This is a genomic window from Bradyrhizobium sp. dw_411 (assembly GCF_018449695.1).
In the GTDB taxonomy this organism is placed as follows: domain Bacteria; phylum Pseudomonadota; class Alphaproteobacteria; order Rhizobiales; family Xanthobacteraceae; genus Bradyrhizobium.
This window is the reverse complement of the sequence record NZ_JAAVUY010000016.1, coordinates 1-19,546: the sequence shown is the minus strand read 5'-3', so window position 1 is coordinate 19,546 and position 19,546 is coordinate 1. Positions and strand designations below refer to the sequence as shown.

The 19,546-nt window shown below is 62.8% G+C and carries 15 protein-coding genes; 8 read left to right on the top strand and 7 right to left on the bottom strand.

The window, feature by feature from the left end:
- Positions 1-13 precede the first annotated feature (13 nt).
- The 3 genes from HB676_RS24890 to HB676_RS24880 all read left to right on the top strand — a co-directional run bounded on the left by HB676_RS24890 (position 14) and on the right by HB676_RS24880 (position 4,435).
- Positions 14-748: a GntR family transcriptional regulator gene (locus HB676_RS24890; protein ID WP_249780455.1), complete on the top strand. Its 735-nt coding sequence runs from the start codon at positions 14-16 to the stop codon at positions 746-748.
- 281 nt (positions 749-1,029) lie between these two features.
- Positions 1,030-4,014, top strand: coding sequence for an FAD-binding and (Fe-S)-binding domain-containing protein (locus HB676_RS24885; protein ID WP_213741235.1), 2,985 nt, complete (start codon positions 1,030-1,032; stop codon positions 4,012-4,014).
- Positions 4,007-4,435 (top strand): heme-binding protein, encoded by a 429-nt coding sequence (locus tag HB676_RS24880; protein ID WP_213741109.1) that lies wholly within the window; start codon positions 4,007-4,009, stop codon positions 4,433-4,435. Before HB676_RS24885 ends, HB676_RS24880 begins: the two co-directional genes overlap by 8 nt.
- A gap of 139 nt (positions 4,436-4,574) precedes the next feature.
- On the opposite strand, the gene HB676_RS24875 is transcribed toward HB676_RS24880, so the two are convergent.
- The 3 genes from HB676_RS24875 to HB676_RS24865 all read right to left on the bottom strand — a co-directional run bounded on the left by HB676_RS24875 (position 4,575) and on the right by HB676_RS24865 (position 7,915).
- A complete protein-coding gene (locus HB676_RS24875) occupies positions 4,575-5,357 on the bottom strand; it encodes an enoyl-CoA hydratase/isomerase family protein (RefSeq protein WP_213741108.1) in 783 nt (260 codons plus the stop codon).
- Positions 5,358-5,436: 79 nt separating this feature from the next.
- On the bottom strand, positions 5,437-6,873 hold the full coding sequence (locus HB676_RS24870) for an NAD-dependent succinate-semialdehyde dehydrogenase (protein WP_213741107.1): 1,437 nt from the start codon (positions 6,871-6,873) through the stop codon (positions 5,437-5,439).
- Between the two features lie 136 nt (positions 6,874-7,009).
- On the bottom strand, positions 7,010-7,915 hold the full coding sequence (locus HB676_RS24865) for a tetratricopeptide repeat protein (protein WP_213741106.1): 906 nt from the start codon (positions 7,913-7,915) through the stop codon (positions 7,010-7,012).
- Positions 7,916-8,196: 281 nt separating this feature from the next.
- Here HB676_RS24865 and HB676_RS24860 point away from each other — a divergent pair, with 281 nt between their 5' ends.
- The gene (locus HB676_RS24860; RefSeq protein ID WP_249780467.1) at positions 8,197-9,204 is read left to right on the top strand and encodes a linear amide C-N hydrolase; all 1,008 of its coding nucleotides are present in this window, start codon (positions 8,197-8,199) and stop codon (positions 9,202-9,204) included.
- Between the two features lie 28 nt (positions 9,205-9,232).
- On the opposite strand, the gene HB676_RS24855 is transcribed toward HB676_RS24860, so the two are convergent.
- The 4 genes from HB676_RS24855 to HB676_RS24840 form a co-directional block, all read right to left on the bottom strand.
- Positions 9,233-11,341 (bottom strand): molybdopterin oxidoreductase family protein, encoded by a 2,109-nt coding sequence (locus tag HB676_RS24855; RefSeq protein WP_213741104.1) that lies wholly within the window; start codon positions 11,339-11,341, stop codon positions 9,233-9,235.
- 106 nt (positions 11,342-11,447) lie between these two features.
- Positions 11,448-12,200 (bottom strand): 3-oxoacyl-ACP reductase family protein, encoded by a 753-nt coding sequence (locus HB676_RS24850; protein ID WP_213741103.1) that lies wholly within the window; start codon positions 12,198-12,200, stop codon positions 11,448-11,450.
- A gap of 123 nt (positions 12,201-12,323) precedes the next feature.
- Positions 12,324-13,697: an MmgE/PrpD family protein gene (locus HB676_RS24845; RefSeq protein WP_213741102.1), complete on the bottom strand. Its 1,374-nt coding sequence runs from the start codon at positions 13,695-13,697 to the stop codon at positions 12,324-12,326.
- Between the two features lie 40 nt (positions 13,698-13,737).
- Positions 13,738-14,817, bottom strand: a complete 1,080-nt coding sequence (locus HB676_RS24840; protein WP_249780454.1) for an extracellular solute-binding protein — start codon at positions 14,815-14,817, stop codon at positions 13,738-13,740.
- 188 nt (positions 14,818-15,005) lie between these two features.
- Here HB676_RS24840 and HB676_RS24835 point away from each other — a divergent pair, with 188 nt between their 5' ends.
- Genes HB676_RS24835 through HB676_RS24820 form a run of 4 tightly spaced genes read left to right on the top strand, consistent with a single transcriptional unit; the run spans position 15,006 to position 19,389 of the window.
- Positions 15,006-16,034, top strand: coding sequence for a tripartite tricarboxylate transporter substrate binding protein (locus HB676_RS24835; protein ID WP_213741101.1), 1,029 nt, complete (start codon positions 15,006-15,008; stop codon positions 16,032-16,034).
- Between the two features lie 42 nt (positions 16,035-16,076).
- A complete protein-coding gene (locus HB676_RS24830; protein WP_213741100.1) occupies positions 16,077-16,544 on the top strand; it encodes a (2Fe-2S)-binding protein in 468 nt (155 codons plus the stop codon).
- Entirely contained in the window at positions 16,541-18,694 is a 2,154-nt protein-coding gene (locus HB676_RS24825) for a molybdopterin cofactor-binding domain-containing protein (RefSeq protein WP_213741099.1), read from the top strand. The genes HB676_RS24830 and HB676_RS24825 overlap by 4 nt, the downstream gene beginning before the upstream one ends.
- Positions 18,691-19,389, top strand: coding sequence for a substrate-binding domain-containing protein (locus HB676_RS24820; protein WP_213741098.1), 699 nt, complete (start codon positions 18,691-18,693; stop codon positions 19,387-19,389). Before HB676_RS24825 ends, HB676_RS24820 begins: the two co-directional genes overlap by 4 nt.
- Positions 19,390-19,546: the final 157 nt, after the last annotated feature.

The window sequence follows — 19,546 nt, the reverse complement described above, 5'->3', positions numbered from 1 at the left end:
TATGTTCCCCGTCATGAAACCGATGATCCCCAGTGACGCCACCTCGAAAGCCCTTAGCAATGCGGACTCCGCCCGCGAAGACCTGTCGCTGCATGACGAGATTCTGACCCGGCTGCGCGACCACATTGTCGAGGGCAATATCCCCGACGGCAGCCGCGTGCCCGAGCGCCAATTGTGCGAGATGCTGAAGATCTCGCGCACGCCGCTGCGCGAGGCGCTGAAGGTATTGGCGTCCGAGGGACTGGTCGAATTGCTGCCCAACCGCGGCGCGCGGGTAAAACAATTGAGCGAACACGATCTCGGCGAACTGTTCGACGTGATGGGCGGCCTTGAAGGCCTCGCCGGGCGACTGGCCTGCGAGCGCATCACGGATGCGGAAATCGCCGAGATCGAGCGGCTGCATTACGAGATGTACGGGTTTTACCTGCACCGCGACATGCACGGCTATTTCCATGTCAACCAGTTGATCCACCAGAAGATCGTCGAAGCCTCGCGCAATGCGACGCTCCAGAGCAGCTACGCCAATCTGGCGGGGCGGATCCGGCGGATTCGCTACTCGGCCAACTTTGCCCGCAAGCGCGAGCGCTGGGGCGAAGCGATGCGCGAGCACGAGACCATCCTGGATGCGCTGCGCCGCCGCGCCGGCAGCGAACTCAGCGACATCCTGTTCGCCCATCTGCGCAACAAACGGACCGCCGCCGTCGAACATCTCGCGGCCGGCGCTGTGGCGGCTCCCGAGCCTGTCTGATACAGCGAGCTGCGGCCCGGATGGCAAATCCGGGCCCCTGATTTTGCATTCAAAATGGAAACCAGAGTTCAGTAAGTTGCATTTACCGCTATCGCCTAGCCCCATGGTTCGAGACGCGCGAAGACGCGCTCCTCACCATGAGGGTCTGAGATCTGATCCTAGCTTAGACCTCATCCTGAGGAGCGTCGCGAAGCGATGCGTCTCGAAGGATGAAGCGATTGAAATAGTGAATGCACCAGCCAGCGTACGGATAGGCCATGCTTGCCGGTAATAAGGATGGAATGTCCAACCAGACCCCCTCGCCACTGGAAAGCCGGCTGCGGCGCGAGATCACCGGCGACGTGTTGTTCGATCCGTTCAGCCGCGGCCGCTATGCCACCGATGCCTCGTTCTACCAGATCGTGCCGGCCGGCGTGGTGGTCCCGCGCAGCATCGACGAGGCACTGCGCGCGCTCGCCATCGCCCGCGACGACGGGCGGATCGTCACGCCGCGCGGCGGCGGCACCTCGCAATGCGGCCAGACCATCAATAACGGCATCGTCGTCGACTTCTCCAAGCACCTCAACCGCCTGATCTCGCTCGACGTCGAGAAGCGGACCTGCGTGGTCGAACCCGGGATCGTGCTCGACGATCTCAATCGCCAGTTAAAAAAACACGGGCTCTGGTTCCCGGTCGATGTCTCCACCGCCTCGCGCGCCACCATCGGCGGCATGGCCGGCAATAATTCCTGCGGCGGACGCTCGCTGCGCTACGGCACCATGCGCGACAACACGCTGTCGATGGACGCAGCACTTGCGGACGGCACGCTGCTGCATTTCGGCGAGACGCCGCGCGACCTGTCGCAGCTCAATTCAACCGATAGTGGGCTTTCGCTGTTTCGCGACATGCTGGCGCTCGGCGCCCGCGAGGCCCAAGAGATCGCCGACAAGTTTCCGCAGGTGCAGCGCCGCGTCGGTGGCTATAATCTCGATGCATTGGTGCCGCGCAATGCCGCCAACAATCTCGCGCATCTTCTGGTCGGCTCCGAGGGCACGCTGGCCTTCACCACCAGAGTCGAGTTGAAGCTGTGGCCTGTGATCCGCAACAAGGTGCTTGGCGTCTGTCACTTCGGCAGCTTCTATGAAGCGATGGATGCGGCCCAGCATCTGGTGAAACTTCGCCCGATTGCGGTGGAGCTGGTCGATCGCACCATGATCGCGCTCGGCCGCGACATCGCGATGTTCCGGCCGGTGATCGATGCGACGGTGCGCGGCGATCCCGATGCGCTCTTGATCGTCGAATTCGCCGAAGAAGACCAGAGCGACAATCTGCAAAAGCTCAAGCAGCTTGCGGAGCTGATGGGCGATCTCGGGTTCGGCTGGAACAACCCGCCGCGCAAATGGGGCGGCGTGGTCGATGTGGTCGAGCCTGCGACGCAAACCGCGATCTCAGATTTCCGCACGTCGGGCCTCAACGTCATGATGTCGATGAAGCAGGAGGGCAAGCCGGTCTCGTTCGTCGAGGACTGCGCGGTGCCGCTGCCGCATCTGGCCGATTACACCGAACGTCTGAGCGGCATCTTCGCCAAGCACGGCACCCGCGGCACCATGTATGCGCACGCCTCCGAAGGCTGCCTGCATGTGCGCCCGGTGCTGAACCTGAAGCTCGACAAGGACGTCAAGGCGATGCGCGCGATCGCCGAAGAGACCTTCGCGATGGTGCGCGAATATAAAGGCTCGCATTCCGGCGAGCATGGCGACGGCCTGGTGCGCTCGGAATTTCACGAGACCATGTTCGGCCCGCGTATCATCGCCGACTTCAAGGAGGTCAAGCAGCGCTTCGATCCCGGACACGTGCTCAACACCGGCAAGATCGTCGATGCGCCCAAAATGGACGACCGCAGCCTGTTTCGCTATCCGCCGGAATATCACATCGGAGACTTGAAGACCGAACTCGACTGGTCGGCCTATCCCGGCGCTGGCGGCGGCTTTCAGGGCGCGGTCGAGATGTGCAACAACAACGGCGCCTGCCGCAAGCTCGAGGGCGGCGTGATGTGCCCGTCCTATCGCGCCACCCGCAACGAAAAGGATGTAACGCGCGGCCGCGCCAACACATTGCGGCTGGCGATTTCAGGCCAGCTCGGGCCGGACGCGCTGGCGTCCGATGAGATGATGGACACGATGAAGCTTTGCGTGTCCTGCAAGGCCTGCCGTCACGAGTGCCCCACCGGCGTCGACATGGCCAAGATGAAGATCGAGGTTCTGTCCGCACGCAACGCCAAACATGGCCTTTCGCTGCGCGACCGGCTGGTCGGCTTCCTGCCGCGCTATGCGCCGCTGTTCGCCCGCCTCGCGCCGCTGGCGAATTGGCGCAATCACAGCCCGTTGCTGCGCGCGTGGCTCGAACGCGCCGCCGGGATCAGCGCCAAACGTGCGCTGCCGGAATGGCGGCGCGATGTATTCAAGCCGGATATGGAAGTCTATGGCCCGGCCGATGGCAGCGAAGTCGTGTTGTTTGCCGATACGTTCAACCGCGCATATGAGCGCGAGAATCTCGACGATGCCCTGCGCGTGCTGGTCGCCGGCGGCTATCGCGTGCACATTCCAAAGCCCGCCGACGATGGAAGGGCGCTCTGTTGCGGGCGCACGTTCCTGTCGGCCGGTCTGGTCGATCATGCCCGCGTCGAGCTCGATCGATTGGTCGCGACCTACGCGCCGTTCGCCTCGCGCGGCGTGCCGATTGTAGGCCTGGAGCCGAGTTGTCTGCTCACGCTGCGCGACGAACTATTGTCGCTGCGCTCGGACGTGTTCGCGAAGAACATCAGCGCCCATGCGCTGTTGTTCGAGGAATTCCTGGCCCGCGAGGCCGCGGCCGGTCGTCTCAAGCTGCCGCTTGGCCCGATCGCCGACAAGGCGCTGGTGCATGGCCATTGCCATCAAAAATCGTTCGGCGCGTTCAAGCCGGTCGAGCAGGTACTTCGGCTGATTCCCGATTTGAATGTCGAAACCATCGAGTCCAGTTGTTGCGGCATGGCCGGCGCGTTCGGCTACGGCGCCGACACCTATGAAACCTCGATCGCGATGGCCGAGGCGTCGCTGCTGCCCGCGGTGCGGCGCGCCGATGCTTCAGCAATCGTTGTCGCCGACGGCACCTCGTGCCGCCACCAGATCAAGGACGGAACCGCGCGTGCCGCCCTTCATGTCGCCCGCGTGCTGGCCATGAGCCTCGACAGTACGCGCTCCAAAATCCATCCCTCATCTATCGCAAAGGAACCACTCCATGGCTGAACTCTCTCTCGATATCGCCCGCAAGATTCTCGATGCCGCTCTCGCCAAGGCGGTCGAGAAGAAGCTGAAACCTCTGGTCATCACCGTTCTCGATGTTCGCGGCTGCGTCAAAGCTTCCGCGGCACAGGACGGCACCAGCCTGATGCGCGGCGAGATTGCCCACGGCAAGGCCTATGGCGCGCTCGCAATGGGCATGGGTTCGCGGGCGCTGTTCCAGCGCGCGCAGGAGCAGGCCTATTTCGTCAGCGCCGTGAATACCATGGCGCAGGGCCGGCTGGTGCCGGTGCCCGGCGGTGTGCTGATCCAGCAGGACGGCGTGCTGCTCGGCGCGGTCGGCGTCAGCGGCGACACCTCCGACAATGACGAAATTTGCGCCATCGCAGGTATCGAGGCCGCCGGATTGAAACCCAACGCGGGCTGATTACTTCCGCTGTCTCAATTATTTCCGTCATTGCGAGGAGCGTAAGCGACGAAGCAATCCATTCTTTCTTTACGCGGCAAGGTGGATTGCTTCGCTACGCTCGCAATGACGGAAAAGGGCGCAGCAATCGGAAGCCTACTTACTTCCCCGGCCAGGACGGCTTGCGCTTTTCGGCGAACGCCTTGAGGCCTTCCCTGGCGTCTTCGGTCATCGCCAGCAGCGCGATCTGGCTTTCGGTATAGGCGATGCTTTCGTCGAACGACATCGAGGCGATGGCGCGCATCGCGTATTTGCCGCGCCGGATCGCGGTCGGCGACTTGTCGGTGATGCGGCCGATCAGCCAGTCGATCTTGGCGTCGAGTTCGGCTGCAGGCACTACATAATTGAGCAATCCCGCGGCCAGCGCAGCGTGGGCATCGAACGGCTCGCCGGTGATGGCCCATTCGTTGATCAGGCGCCGCGGCACCATCGATTGCAGCAGGCTCAAGACCTGCATCGGAAACACCCCGACCTTGACCTCGGGCAATCCGAATATCACGTGATCCGCCGCGACAGCCATATCGGTCATGCACAACAGGCCCATGCCGCCGGCCATGCAGACACCGGCCACCCGTGCGATCGCCGGCTTGGTGGCGTTCTGCGACAGCCGCAACAGATCGGCATAGGGGACGTTGGGCTGGCTGAAATCGGCCGCGAAGGCCGCCCCCGTGTTCTGCAGATCGGCGCCGGCGCAGAACGCCTTGTCGCCAGAGCCGGTGAGCACGATCACGCGGACATCCTTGTCGTCATGCGCATCGCGGTAGCCTTGCGAGATGCCGGCGATCACGTCGGCGTTCATCGCATTGCGCTTCTCCGGCCGGTTGATCGTGATCCAGAACGCCTGCCCGCGCTTCTCGAAGATGACGCTGCTGTTATCGGTCATTGTCGTGCTCGCTGAACAAGCATCCGCAGGGCGAGAAAGGCAGCAACCCGCAGGGTGCTGCCTCTCGTTTTGAAGGGACCTAGACTCCAGTCTGGGTAATGAACTTGGTGCTCAGGTAGGCGTCGATTCCCTCGGTGCCGCCTTCCGCGCCGTAACCGGAGTCCTTCATGCCGCCGAACGGCGTCTCGGGCAGCGCCAGGGCGAAACTGTTGATCGACATCATGCCCGCTTCCACCGCCGCGCCGATCGCGGTTGCCGTCTTGGCGGATTTGGTGAAGGCGTAGGACGCAAGCCCGAACGGCAGGCGATTGGCTTCCTCCGCGGCGTCTTCGAATTTGGCGAACGGCGAAATCAGCGCCAATGGCCCGAACGGCTCCTCGTTCATAGCACGCGCCGATTTCGACACGCCGGTGACGACGGTGGGTTCGAAGAAATAGCCCTTGTTGCCGACGCGGTTGCCGCCGGTCGCAACCTTGGCGCCTTGGCCGACCGCATCCTGGATCATGCTTTCGATCGCGGTGACGCGGCGGTCGTTGGCGAGCGACCCCATCTTGGAGGAGGCATCGAGGCCGTTACCGACCGTAATCGCCTTGGCATTGTCCACGAACTGCTTGATGAAATTGTCATAGACGCCTTCCTGCACCAGGAAACGCGTGGGCGAGATGCAAACCTGGCCGGCGTTGCGGTATTTGGCGGCCGACATGATCTTGGCCGCCGATTCGACATCGGCATCGTCGAACACGATAACCGGTGCATGACCGCCAAGTTCCATCGTCACGCGCTTCATGTGCTTGCCTGCCATCGCCGCGAGGTCCTTGCCGACCTTGGTCGAGCCGGTGAAGGAGATCTTGCGGATGGTCGGGTGCGGGATCAGATATTCCGAGATTTCGGACGGCACGCCATAGACGAGATTGACGACACCGGCCGGTACGCCGGCATCGGCAAATGCCCTGATCAATTCCGCGGGCGAGGCCGGGGTCTCTTCCGGCGCCTTGACGATGATCGAGCAGCCGGCGGCAATTGCCGCGGCCAGCTTCTTCACCACCTGGTTGATCGGAAAATTCCAGGGCGTGAAGGCGGCGACCACCCCAACCGGCTCCTTGATCACCATCTGATAGACGCCGGGCAACCGCGCCGGAATCATGCGCCCATAGGTCCGGCGTCCTTCCTCGGCAAACCACTCGATGGTGTCGGCGGCCGACAGCGTCTCGATCCTGGCTTCGGCCAGCACCTTCCCCTGTTCCATGGTCATCAGGGTTGCGATCTTGTCGGCGCGCTCGCGAATGAGATCGGCGGCCTTGCGCATCACCTTGGAACGCTCATAGGACGAGATGTTACGCCAGGCCTTGAAACCCTTTTCGGCCGATGCCAGCGCCTCGTCGAGGTCGGACTTCGCGGCGTGCGCCACGGTGCCGATCGGCTCTTCGGTCGCCGGATTGATCACCGGGATGGTTTTTCCGGAAGCCGCGGGACGCCATTTTCCGTCGATGAACAATTCTACATTCGGGTAGGTCATTTTCACTCTCTCTGTCTAAAAGGCTTCCTCCGCCGCGCGGACAACAGCACGTTCGGCGGCTCCATTTCAAGGGGCGATCAAGGCGCCCGGAAATCAATTGGCCTTGCGAGGGCTTATGCCCGGAAACCGCACGCGGTCATTGTTTTTGACGAGGTTCGATCGTCACGACGGGATGCGGCTGCCACTCGCCCGCCAGCTTTTGCGCCTCAACGATCTGCGCGCTGGTCATCAGCGCCACAAGCCTGTCCCGTTGCTCCAAAGCGGTATATTTCGGCGTATCGACCAGCTTGCCGGCAACCGGATCGGGCGGTTTGGTATCCCCCGACGCAGCGGCCAGCATGAACCACATCAGCGCCCGGACATTGTCCTGAGCCGTACCGCGGCCGGACGCATACATGGCCGCGATATTGTACTGCGGCGTATGTATCCAGGTGTCACCGGGCCGCTCATAGACCTTGTTCGCCGCCAGCCGGTACCATCGAAAGGCCTCGGCATCGTCCTTTGCAACGGTAAGGCCATGTTCGTAAGCGAGGCCGATGACATTTTCCGCATAGGAAGAGCTTTGTTCGGCAGCGAGGCGATACCATTTGAGGGCTTCGGCAAAGTTCTGCGGCACGCCGATACCCAGAGCGTAGGTATCCGCGAGATTATTCTGGGCCACGACCATGCCTTGATCCGCGGCAAGACGAAACCATTTCACCGCCTCGGCTTCATTACGCGCGGCGCCCCAGCCGCGTTGATACAAAATCCCGATCTCATTCTGCGCGTCCGCCAATCCCTTGTCCGCCGCAACGCGCATCCACCGCATGCCCAAGGCATAGTCCTGCGGAACACCAAGGCCCTTGATGTACATGATCCCGAGCAGGCGCTCGGCATAGGTATTGTCCTGATCGACCAGGGTCCCGAGCAATCGCAAGCCTGTGACGTAGTCGCCAGCATTGACCGCGGCCTGCGCATCCTCAAGCTGGCCTGCGCCCGCAGGAAGCACGGACACCAGGGTCCATAAGCTGACGGCAAAGGAAATGAGTGGTTTTCTGAACACGACGGCCATTTCGGGTTCTTGTCTGTCTGAGAACTATGGTGGCCTAAAATAGCGCGTCAATAGCCGGCATCCGGGCTGGCCTTGAGCAAATCCGCGCCCGTGAACAACAGCACGTTCGGCGGCTTCTTTTCAAGGGCGGCAACGTACCCGGAACGTCACAATTCCGGCCTAACTTCTGGTTTGGTTGGCCATTTCCAAATTTTCCTATGAGGAAACGAACCATGATTTCAAATTCACGCTCGCTGCGACAGGCACTTATATCCCTGTTGGCCGCAACGAGCATGGCGACCGCGACGACCGCCGAGGCTTGCACGCGCTTTGTGTATCACGGCGCCAACGGTCAGGTGATCACCGGCCGCTCGATGGATTGGAAGCAGGACGTTGGCACCAATTTATGGGTATTCCCGCGCGGCATGAAGCGTTCCGGCGAGGCCGGACCGAACTCCGTCCATTGGACGTCCAAATACGGCAGCGTGATCGCGTCGGGGTATGACATCTCGACCACCGACGGCATGAACGATGCGGGTCTGGTCACGAACGTTCTGTGGCTCGCCGAGTCGGCCTACCCGAAATATGACGGCAAGACTCCCGGCCTTTCGCTTGCGGCTTGGGCGCAATATGCCCTCGACAATTTCGCCACCGTCAAAGACGCCGTCGACGAACTGGCGAAAGAGCCCTTCACCGTCGTCACCGACAAGACGCCGGGCGAGGATCGGCTTGCGACGTTGCATTTGTCACTGTCCGATGCCAGTGGCGATAGCGCCATCGTCGAATACATCAACGGCAAGCAGGTCATTCACCACAGCCGCGACTATCAGGTGATGACCAACTCGCCGATCTTCGAGGAGCAATTGGCGCTGAACGCCTACTGGAAACAGATCGGCGGCACCGCCATGCTGCCCGGCACCAACCGCGCCTCCGACCGCTTTGCCCGCGCCTCTTTCTATGTCAACGCGATCCCGAAAAGCGAAAACCCGGTCGAAGCCATCGCCAGCGTGTTCAGCGTGATCCGCAATGTCTCGGTGCCGTTCGGGATCACGACGCCGGACCAGCCGAATATTTCCTCGACGCGCTGGCGAACCGTGTCCGATCAAAAGCGCCAATTGTATTTCTTCGAATCGGCGCTGACGCCGAATATCTTCTGGGTCGACCTGAAGAAGCTGGATCTCTCAGCCGAACACGGCAAAGTCCTGAAGCTTGAGCTCGGACCCAACCAGACGCACATCTATTCCGGCGAGGTCAGCGATCAATTCAAGGAAACCACGCCGTTCAAGTTTCTTGGAATTTGACGGCGTTTTCGAGCGAAAGGTAAAGGCTCTAAGGCGTCGGAATCTCAGCCGAGGCCTTTTTCACCCAGACCTTGTTGTCGTGGAATGCGGCGCCGCCGAAGGGTGCTACGGCTTCCGCACCGGTCAGCATGTTGATGCCGCGGCCGCCGATATGGGCCTTGTTCGGGTGGACGGATTCGGCAACCAGCACACCCCGGCGCACGCCATCGAACAATTTGGCGATCAGCGTGGTCTCGCCGCGCATGTTGCCGAGCGTGACCGCGTCGCCATCGGCGATATCAAACGGCGCGGCATCGTCCGGATGGATCATCACGCTGGCTACGCCTTCGCGGGCCTGCGACGACGGCGTTTCGTTGAAGCTGGTGTTGAGGAAGCTGCGCGAGGGGCTGGTCGCGAGCCGGAACGGATGGGCTTCATCGGCCTCCTCGATCGAAGCCCAGTGATCGGGCAGCGACGGCAGTTGTTCCCACGCGCCCATCATCCCGGCATTTCCGAGCGGCACACGGGCCCAGTCCGCCTTGAAGTGAAACTTGCGGTCGGCGTGCGCGAAGCCGTCGAGATAATGCGAGGTGCGGAAGTCCGGCTGGATATCGCGCCAGATATCCTCCTCCAGCGCCTCGATGCCGCCATGGCCGCTCTTCTTCAGCGTGGCGTCGATCAATTCGCGTGGCGACATCTCGAAGCCGGGATGCACGGCCCCGACACGGCGGCTGATGCCGCGCAGCACCTCGTGGTTCGAACGGCATTCGCCGGGTGGCTCGATCAGCTTGGCGCCGACCGAGATGTGCTGGTGGCCGCCGCCGTAATAGAGATCGTTGTGCTCCATGAACATCGTCGCCGGCAGCACCAGATCGGCCATCTGCGCGGTTTCGGTCATGAACTGCTCATGCACCACGGTGAACAAATCAGTGCGCGCAAAGCCCTGGCGCACCAGCGCCTGCTCCGGCGCCACCGTCATCGGATTGGTGTTCTGGATCAACATCGCCTTGACCGGCGGCCCGTTCTTGAGCGCGGCCGGATCGCCGGTCAGGATGCGACCGATTTTCGATTGATCGAGCTGGCGCACGGTCGGATCGACCGCGTCATGGCCTTCGATGATGGATTCGTCGAATTTCCAGATCGCGAAATTGTTGAAGAACGCGCCGCCGCCTTCGTGCTGCCAGGCGCCGGTCACGGTAGGAATGCACAACGCGGCGTGCATCTGCGCGGCGCCATTGCGGCTGCGGGTGAAGCCATAGCCGAGGCGGAAGAACGTACGAGGAGTCTGGCCGACCGCGCGGGCAAAGGCCTCGATCTCGGCGACCGGCACGCCGCAGATTGAAGACGCCCATTCCGGCGTGCGGGTCGCCAGATGCGCCTCCAGTTCATCCGGGCAATCGGTGTACTTCTCGAGATAGGCGCGATCGGCAAAACCTTCGCGGAACAGCACATGCATCACGCCGCAGGCGAAGGCGCCGTCGGTGCCGGGCCGCAGCAGGATCTTGATGTCCGCCTGCTTCATGGTGTCGTTGTTGTAGATATCGACCGCCGCGATCTTGGCGCCACGTTCCTTGCGGGCGCGCATCGCATGCGTCATCACATTGACCTGGGTGTTCACCGGATTGGTGCCCCAGATCACGATCAGGTCCGAGACGCCCATCTCGCGCGGATCGACGCCCGCGACCCTGCCGGTGCCGGCGGCGTAGCCTACGCGCGCAATGGTCGAGCAGATCGTCGAATAGAAGCGGGAATATTTCTTCACATGGGCAAGGCGGTTGATGCCGTCGCGCATCACGAGGCCCATGGTGCCGGCATAGTAATACGGCCACACCGACTCGGCGCCGAATTCGCGCTCGGCCTGATTGAACCGGGACGCGATCTCGTCGAACGCATCGTCCCAGGAGATGCGCGCGAACTTGCCCGAGCCCTTGGGGCCCACGCGGAATTGCGGAAACGTCAGCCGGTCCGGATGATGGATGCGCTCGGCATAACGCGCGACCTTGGCGCAGACCACGCCGGCCGTATAGGTCTGCTTCTTGGAACCGCGCACCCGGCCGATGGTCGAATTATCGATCACCTCGATATCGAGCGCGCAGGCCGACGGACAATCGTGCGGGCAGGTGGAATGCCGGATGTCGATCTTGGCGAGCTGGTTCATGGACTGATGAGTATCATCAAAATCCGGCCGATCCGAGCGCAATTATCCGGCTATAGCTGCGCAAATAGCGAGCGGGGTATGCAGAATTCCGTTCCCCTACGGGGCTTTAGCCGCCGAGATAGGCCCCGCCATTGCTGTGGATAGATTGCCCTGTGATGTAGCGGGCGCCCGGGCTGCACAGGAACCGGACCGCCGCGGCGACGTCTTCCGGCCGGCCGCGCTCGCCGGTGATGGTGTGGTGGACCAGGTGATGCGCGGGCTCCGGCGTGTTCTTGGGGCGTGGCGTACCAATCAGCCCCGGAACCACGCAGTTCACGACGATGCCGTCGTCGGCGAGGTCATGGGCCAGCGCACGGGTGAAGCCGATAATGCCGGCTTTGGCGGTCACCACATGGGCGCGGTCGCGGGCGCCGGTGTGGGCGCTCAGGCCGCCGATATTGACGATGGTGCCCGCACCGCTTTGACGCAACGCCGGCAGGCAGGCCTTCACGCAATGAAACGTGCCGTTGAGGATCACGTCCATCACTTCGCGCCATTCTTCAAACGAGATCTCGTCGAACCGCTTTTCGCGTCGCAGCGCCGCATTGTTGACCAGGATATCGATGCGGCCGAAGCCCTTCACCGCAGCATCCGCCATTGCCTGCACGTCTGAGGGATTGGCGATGTCGCCGATGTGAGCCAGCGCCTTGCCGCCGGCCGCCTCGATGTCGCGCACCACCGCCTCTGCCTCGGCGCGATTGCTGCGCGCATTGACCACAACGGACGCGCCGCCATCCGCCAGCGTCAGCGCAATCGCGCGCCCGATATTGCGCCCTGCGCCTGTGACGATCGCGACCTTGCCGGTGAGTTCTTTGGTCATGTATTGGCTCCCGAGTCGTCATCGTCCGCGAAGGCGGACGATCCAGTAAACGCCAGCGCCCGCGATTCAACCGATGGTATTGCGATTACTGGATGCCCGCCTGCGCGGGCATGACGAAGAAAATTATTCGCGAAGCGACAATATGTCGATCTTCCCGCCATACAACCCCGCCAGCAACTTCAACGCCGCATCGCCCTGCGATTTGCTCCAGCCGCCATGCTGCGCATTGAGCGCAAACTTGTCGGTCACGTCCTGCCGCGTCAACGGCTCCTGGGCGCCGCCGCGCAGATAAGGCTGGCGGTCCTCGACCACGCTGCCGTCCTTCAAGGTCGCCTTGATGTGGCCGGTGTAGTTGTTCGGATAGGGATTGTCCGGATCGATCACGAATTTCACCTTGGCCGCGAGCGCTAGCACCTTTTCATCGCGGATCGCGCTCTCGGTGAACGCGCCGAGCCCGACGCCGCCATGGACAAATCCGGAGGCCAGCAGATACGGCACCGCGAACTTGGCCGCGTAGCCGTTGCGCGGACGCTGCTTGTCGGCGAGCGGCTCCCACAGCCGATGCACCGTCCCCTCCGCGACCTCACACAGGATCGCGCTGATGTCCTCGGCCGCGATGCCGCGTGCGGCCAGACGCCGCGCGCAATCGATATAAGGCTGCGCCATGGTCCCGCAGGGATAGGGCTTGAACGCCAGCGTGTCGGTCACCCAGCTTGCGCCGAAATCGCCGGTCAGCGCCTCGTAATCTCCCTTGGTGGTGTGTGCGAAACCGTTGAACAGCCCGTGCACACCCTCGAACACCGTGCGCGGTCCGACAAAGCCGGCCTTCGCCAGCAGTGCGGCGCGAATGCCGGACTGTGCGGCCCAGCCCGCATGCATCCGCTTGGTCCAGGCGCCCTCGGCGAGATATTCGATAATGCCGCCGGCCATGCTGCCGGCGATCCCCAGTGCATCGACGATCTGTTTGGCGTTGAGTCCAAGCGCTGCGCCGACACCGGCTGCCGCCCCCATCGCGCCGAACACCGCGGTCGGATGAAACCCTGATTTGTGGACGGCTTTAGGCACCACGACGCTCAACCGGCAGAGCACCTCGGTGCCGACCGCAATGCCGGTCAGCGCCATCCGGCCATCGGGATTGTGCCGCTCGCACGCCGCCAGCACAGCCGGCACGATCACTGCGCCGGCATGAACCGGGCCGCCCTCAAACGTATCGTCGAAATCCTCGCCATGCGCCGCGGTGCCGTTGACGAACGCCGCACCCGCCGCGGTCAGCGTACGCTTGTGACCGATCACCGTGCAGGGACCGTCATCGTCGCAGCCTGCGATCGCGCTTTGCACATAATCCTCGTTGCGCGCGGTGACGCACAGACCGATCACATCGATCAGCAGGTCCTCGCATTTCTGCGTGCTCGATGCCGGCAACACGCCGGGCTTGAGGCCGGCGATCTTGGCGGCCAGCGTTTCGGCGACGGAGACCTTCGGCAGCTCGGATGTCATGATGGCTCTGTGTTTGAAATGAGTTGAGCGCGCCGCGGGATCAGACGCGGAAGATTTTTGTGTAGCGCGACTTGATGCTGTCGCCTTGTTTCTCGACCGCGGCGGCATCGTCCTTCATGGTCTTGATGTCCTTGAACGGCGTGCGCCCGGCTTTTTCCTGCGTTTGCGGATGCACCGAGCGCAAGCCGCCGATATCGATGATCAGTTGCTGGGCTTCGGGGGTGAAACAGAACGACTGAAACAATTTGGCCGCGTTCGGGTTCGGCGAGTCCTTGAAGATGCCGTTCGGGCCAATGATCAACGGCGATCCTTCGCTGGCATAGACCGGCTCGACCGGACGGCCGGTCTCCTTCATCTGCAGGATATTGTATTCGTTGCCGTCGGCCATGATGGCACGCTCGCCAAGTTCGAGCTTCTTCGGCGGATCGGCCGAGGATTGCACCTGCATCACACCCTGCTTGGCAAGCTGCTCGAACCAGGTCCAGCCGAGATCGCGCTGCATCTGATAGGTCGCGGTCATGATGGTGCCGCTATAGCCGGGATGGGCCTTGACGATCTTGCCCTTCCATTTGGCGTCGAGCAGATCGGCAAAACTCTTCGGCGCGTCTTCGGCTTTCACCAGCGAGGTGTTGTAGGCGATTATGGAGAGCCAGACGCGCCAGCTTGCGAACTGGCCGTCGACATCCCTGTGTTCGGCCGGATAGAACTTCGCGACATCCTCCGGCACATAAGGCAGCAGAATGCCGTCGCGCTTCCAGACGATGAAATGCGACGCGTCGGATGAATTCACCACATCGACCGCGTGGATCTTGCTGGAATATTCCTGGCCGATACGCTGGAACACGCGCTCGGCGCCGGTGCGCTCGACGCGGACGGCGATCCCTGAATATTTCGCCTCGAACGCCTTGGCCAGCTTCTCGGCCACCGGCAGGTCGGTCGAGGTATAATGGATGATCTGGCCTTCTTTTTTCGCCGCCGCGATCAAGGCCGGCGTCACCGGTTCCGGCGGCGGCGCATCGGCCATCACGCGGGTTGAGAAGGTCGTGCCAGCCAGCGCGCCACTGACGACGCCAGTTGCGACCTTGAGCATGCCTCGACGCGATAATCCCTGATTTTTCATGGGCCCGTTCTGCCGGCGTTTCCTGAGCTTCGGTACACCCGAATGCGTGTTTTATTCCTGCCGCTAAAATCCCGGTCCATCGTCGACAGCCCGTCGCTTTTGCAGCTAGACTTGACAGTTAGACGTGAAAGCTGGATTTGGCCAGCCACCGGCCCAACACAAACCAGTCTGGGGCCGGGGAGAACGAAATGGCGCCTCTAAAGTTCACCTGGTCGAAGTTCACGTGCGGATTCTCGCCAAGGTTCATCCCGGCGCTGGCGGCAACCCTTGTTACGACGGCCCTTCTCGCGGGTCCATTGGCGGGCTCCTGCCTGGCACAGGACTATCCGACGCGGCCGATCCGGTTGATCGTTCCGTTCGGCGCCGGCGGCCCGGCGGATGTGGCGGCCCGTCTGGTCGGCAACTACCTGCAGGAAAGTTTCGGCCAGCCGATCGTGATCGAAAACCGGCCCGGCGCCGGCAGCGTGATCGGGACGCTGGAGGCCTCCAAGGCGGCGCCCGACGGCTATACGCTGTTGATGATGTCGAACGCCCAGACCGTCAATGAATCGCTGGTGCCCACGCGCAAATACCAGTTGATGCGTGATTTCGTGGCGGTCGCACCCGTGAACTATTCCGATCTGGTGATCGTCGTGCACCCGTCGGTCCCGGCCAAGACGCTGGCTGAATTCATCGCGCTGGCCAAATCGCAACCGGGCAAGCTGAATTACGCGTCATCCGGCCAGGGCACGCCCTATCACATGGCCGGCGAGTTGTTTAAGACCGTGGCCGGTATAGATCTCGTGCATGTGCCCTACCGCAACAGCGGCGAGGCGCGCAGCGGCACCATTGGCGGGCAGGTGCAGATGATGATCGATGCCGTGACGACGATGGCGCCCAATATCGCCCAAGGCCAGGTGCGCGCGCTCGCCATCACCGGCAAGGCGCGCTCCGACGTGCTGCCCGACGTGCCGACGGTCGCCGAAGCCGGAATGCCCAATTACGACGCAACGATCTGGCTCGGATTGATGGCGCCTGTCGGAACGCCGAAACCGATCGTCGACAAGCTTAACAATGCCGTGAACGCCGCGGTGAAACGGCCGGAAACCGCCAAACTCTGGGCCGAACAGGGCGCGTTGCCGATGTCGATGACCCCTGAGGCATTCGACAAATATCTGCGCGACGATATTGTGAAATGGGCCGCCGTCGTCAAGCAGATCAGCGACAAGCCGCAATAACCACCAAACAGCCATGACAAAAATGACAACAAGACTTCACTGATGCCAATTCACTTCCGCCTTAATGGCGTCGAGACAGATATCGACGCCGATCCCGATGCGTCGCTGCTGTCGATCCTGCGCGGGCAGCTCGGCATGATCGGTCCGCATTTCGGCTGCGGCGCCAATGAATGCGGCGCCTGCAATGTGCTGATCGGCGATCACGCGGTGGCGTCCTGCGACACGCCGCTGTGGTCGGTCGCCGACAAGGATGTCACCACCATCGAGGGCCTCGGCAATCCGGAAGCGCCGCATCCGCTGCAGCGCGCTTTCATTGCCGAGCAGGCGCTGCAATGCGGCTATTGCGTCTCCGGCATCTTGATGAGCGCTGCCGCGCTGCTCCGGCAAAATCCCAATCCGACCAACACCGACGTGCGGAACGCGCTCGATCGCAATCTGTGTCGATGCGGTTCGCATAACCGCATGGTGCGGGCGATCCTGCGCGCCGCGGCCGAGATGCAGACGCCATGACTTCTCCAGCGACAACGCCCGCCCCCTCACCTGCCGCACCGAAATTGCTGCCGAGCCTTGCCGCTAACCCCATGCTGTCGTCATGGATCAAGTTCGCGCCCGAGGGACATGTGATCGTCTCGCCGGGCAAGGTCGAGATCGGACAGGGCATCGTGACTGCATTGGCGCAAATCGCGGCCGACGAACTCGATGTCGATCTCGCCCGCGTGCAGATGGTGCGCACCACCACCGCCGGCAGTCCCAATGAAGGCGTCACGTCGGGCAGTCTTTCCGTGCAGCATTCCGGCCGCGCCATCCGGCAAGCCTGCGCCGAAATCCGGCAGATGTTTCTCACCGCTGCCTCGGACCGGCTCGGCGTCGGGACCGAAGTTCTCGCGGTCAGCGACGGCACCATCTCCGGCCCCGGGAACGTCCAGACCAGCTACTGGGAACTCGCCGCCGACGTCGCGCTGGATCGTCCGGCGACGCCCGGCATCGTGCCGAAATCACCCGATCAGCGCGCGCTCGCCGGAGAATCCGTGCAGCGGCTCGACGTGCCCGACAAGGTGTTCGGGCGGCCTCGTTTCATTCAGGACACCAAACTGCCGGGCATGCTGCATGGCCGCGTGATGCGACCGGAGCTTGCGGCCGCGACGCTGACATCGCTGAACGAAGATGGCGCGCGCGCCGTCGCGGGTCTGGTCGCGATCGTGCGCGACGGCAATTTTGTTGGCGTGGTCAGCGAGACCGAGGCCGGCGCGGAAGCCGCGCTCAAGGCGCTGCGTAAAAGCGCGGCTTGGTCGCCGGGCGAAGCGCTGCCCGATGAAAACCATGTTTCAGACTGGCTGAAAACCCAGCCGGCGGAATCGAGCGTGATCTCCAGCAAGGCCGCATCGCAGCCGATTGAGACGACACAGACGATCCGGCGGCAATATTCGAGGCCCTATATCGCGCATGGTTCGATCGCGCCGTCCTGTGCGATGGCGCAATGGACCGGCGACGACCGCGTGCGGGTCTGGACCCACAGCCAGGGCGTCTATCTGCTGCGCTCCGATCTTTCGATGGTGCTCAAGCTGCCGCCCGACCACATCACCGTCGAGCATATGGAAGGCGCCGGCTGCTACGGGCATAACGCCGCCGACGATGTCGCGCTCGATGCGATCCTGCTGGCGAAGGCCGCCGGCGGCCGGCCGGTGCGCGTGCTGTGGTCGCGCGCCGACGAGATGTCGCATGCGCCGTTCGGGGCCGCGATGCGGATGGAGGTCGAAGCTGACCTCGATGCGCAGGGCGAAATCGTCGCCTGGCGTCATACCGTGTGGAGCAACGGCCACTCGGCGCGGCCGGGTCGCCCTGACATGCCGGGTCTGCTCGCAGGCACTGAGCTGGCAAAGCCGTTCCCACGCTCGATTTCCGGCAATCCGCCGGCCGCCAATGGCGGCGGCGGCGACCGCAATTCCGTCCCGCTGTATGATTTTCCCTCCTGGCATATCGAGTCCCATCGCCTGCTCACCATGCCGGTGCGTACTTCCGCGCTGCGCACGCTGGGCGCCCAGGGCAATGTGTTCGCGATCGAATCCTTTCTCGATGAGTTGGCGGCCGAGCGCGGCGAAGACCCGGTCGAATTCCGGCTGCGGCATATGAAAGATCCACGCGCGCGGGATGTCATCAGCGCCGCGGCCAAACGCGCCAACTGGAAACCGGCACCGCGCGACGGCGTCGGTTACGGGATCGGTTTTGCGCGCTACAAAAACACCGGCGCTTATTGTGCTGTGGTGGCCGAGATCGAGGGCGCGGAAGACATCAGCGTCAAGCGCCTGACGCTCGCGGTCGATGTCGGCGAAGCCATCAACCCGGACGGCGTGATCAACCAGATCGAAGGCGGCGCCATCCAGGCCACGAGCTGGGTGCTGAAAGAGCGCGTCCGTTTTGATTCGACGCGCATCACCAGCAATTCGTGGAGCGAATATCCGATTCTTCGTTTCACCGAAGTGCCGGAAGTCGATATCGAAATCATCCCGCGGCCCGACATGGAGCCGCTCGGCGCCGGCGAAGCCGCCCACGGCCCGGTCGCCGCCGCGATCGCCAATGCCGTTTACGACGCGCTGGGCGTGCGGGTTCGCGACCTGCCGATCACGCGCGACAGTCTGATCGCAGCAATGGAATTGTCATGAGCGCACTCAACATTCTCAGCGGCGGCGCTGCGCACGGCCTGGTCAAGAGCCTCGCGGCGACGTTCAAGGCTAAAACCGGCCTCGACATCGAAGGCGAGTTCGGTGCGGTCGGCGCAATGGCCGGCAAGTTGCGTGGGGGAATGCCGACCGACATTGTCATCCTGACGTCGGCGCTGATCGCGGATCTCGCGCGCGAAAATCTCGTCACCAGCGGCTCTATTGCCGATGTAGGCCTGGTCGAAACCGCGATGGCCGTTCGCACGGGCGATCCCCTGGTCGCGGCGACGGATGCCGCCAGCCTGCGCGCCGCATTCCTGAGCGCCGACGCGATCTTCGTGCCGGACACCAAAGCTTCTACCGCCGGGATTCATGTTGCGAAAGTGCTGGCACAACTAGGCATCGCCGACGAAGTCGCCGCCCGCTTGCAGATCCACCCCAATGGCGCTACCGCGATGCGTCATCTGGCCGCATCCAAAACCAAACGCCCGGTCGGCTGCACCCAATCGACCGAGATCATCTCGACCGAAGGCGTCGTGCTGTCGGGATCGCTGCCGCCGGGATGTGAATTGGCGACCGTTTATACGGCAGCGGTGGTCAAGAACGCCGCCCATGCGGCGCAGGCGCAAATCCTGATCGAGTTGTTGAGCGGTGCGGGTCAGCGCCAGCAGCGCGAAAGCGCGGGGTTTGGGAAGTGAAGTAACTTACCTCTCCCGCTTGCGGGTAGGGGAATCGCATATGAAGAAAGAGATTGGCCTGCAGTCTTTGTGCGGCCATCCTTCGAGACGGCCGCCTACGGCGACCCCTCAGGATGAGGACTTTCTGTGCGGCTAAATCTTGAACCCTCATGGTGAG

Coding starts and splice junctions, on each gene's coding strand:
- HB676_RS24890 (WP_249780455.1), top strand. CDS start 14: ATGAAACCGATGATCCCCAGTGACGCCACCTCGAAAGCCCTTAGCAAT.
- HB676_RS24885 (WP_213741235.1), top strand. CDS start 1,030: ATGTCCAACCAGACCCCCTCGCCACTGGAAAGCCGGCTGCGGCGCGAG.
- HB676_RS24880 (WP_213741109.1), top strand. CDS start 4,007: ATGGCTGAACTCTCTCTCGATATCGCCCGCAAGATTCTCGATGCCGCT.
- HB676_RS24875 (WP_213741108.1), bottom strand. CDS start 5,357: ATGACCGATAACAGCAGCGTCATCTTCGAGAAGCGCGGGCAGGCGTTC.
- HB676_RS24870 (WP_213741107.1), bottom strand. CDS start 6,873: ATGACCTACCCGAATGTAGAATTGTTCATCGACGGAAAATGGCGTCCC.
- HB676_RS24860 (WP_249780467.1), top strand. CDS start 8,197: ATGGCGACCGCGACGACCGCCGAGGCTTGCACGCGCTTTGTGTATCAC.
- HB676_RS24855 (WP_213741104.1), bottom strand. CDS start 11,341: ATGAACCAGCTCGCCAAGATCGACATCCGGCATTCCACCTGCCCGCAC.
- HB676_RS24850 (WP_213741103.1), bottom strand. CDS start 12,200: ATGACCAAAGAACTCACCGGCAAGGTCGCGATCGTCACAGGCGCAGGG.
- HB676_RS24845 (WP_213741102.1), bottom strand. CDS start 13,697: ATGACATCCGAGCTGCCGAAGGTCTCCGTCGCCGAAACGCTGGCCGCC.
- HB676_RS24840 (WP_249780454.1), bottom strand. CDS start 14,817: ATGAAAAATCAGGGATTATCGCGTCGAGGCATGCTCAAGGTCGCAACT.
- HB676_RS24835 (WP_213741101.1), top strand. CDS start 15,006: ATGGCGCCTCTAAAGTTCACCTGGTCGAAGTTCACGTGCGGATTCTCG.
- HB676_RS24830 (WP_213741100.1), top strand. CDS start 16,077: ATGCCAATTCACTTCCGCCTTAATGGCGTCGAGACAGATATCGACGCC.
- HB676_RS24825 (WP_213741099.1), top strand. CDS start 16,541: ATGACTTCTCCAGCGACAACGCCCGCCCCCTCACCTGCCGCACCGAAA.
- HB676_RS24820 (WP_213741098.1), top strand. CDS start 18,691: ATGAGCGCACTCAACATTCTCAGCGGCGGCGCTGCGCACGGCCTGGTC.